This is a genomic window from Streptomyces sp. P9(2023), from assembly GCF_032436795.1.
Classification (GTDB): Bacteria; Actinomycetota; Actinomycetes; order Streptomycetales; family Streptomycetaceae; genus Streptomyces.
In genome coordinates, this window is sequence record NZ_JAUPWM010000373.1 from 1 (window position 1) to 281 (window position 281).

Annotated in this window: 1 protein-coding gene; it reads right to left on the reverse strand. The window is 34.2% G+C overall.

Annotated elements, in window-relative coordinates; all coding sequences use genetic code 11:
• On the reverse strand, window positions 1–256 hold a 256-nt coding region (locus tag Q5762_RS37995; protein WP_315896875.1), incomplete at its 3' end, for a histidine kinase dimerization/phospho-acceptor domain-containing protein.
• Window positions 257–281: the final 25 nt, after the last annotated feature.

Consider the following 281-nt stretch of genomic DNA (forward strand, 5'->3'; position numbering starts at 1 on the left):
TATAACTTTCTAAACGACGACTTTCTTGAAGAATAGTATCTAACATCTCTATTTTTTGAGATTTAATCAATTTATCATCAAATTCTTTTAATGTTTCAGCAGCCCCCATCATTGCAGACAAGGGAGATTTTAAATCATGGGATACCGATGAAAGTAGCGAAGACCGAATTTGCTCAACTTCTGTTTTTACACGTGATGCTTCAAGATCGGTACTCAATCGAATTCTCTGCCAAGTATTTGATGCTTGGTTTAACATCGAATTTATTAAGTCCTTATCAAAC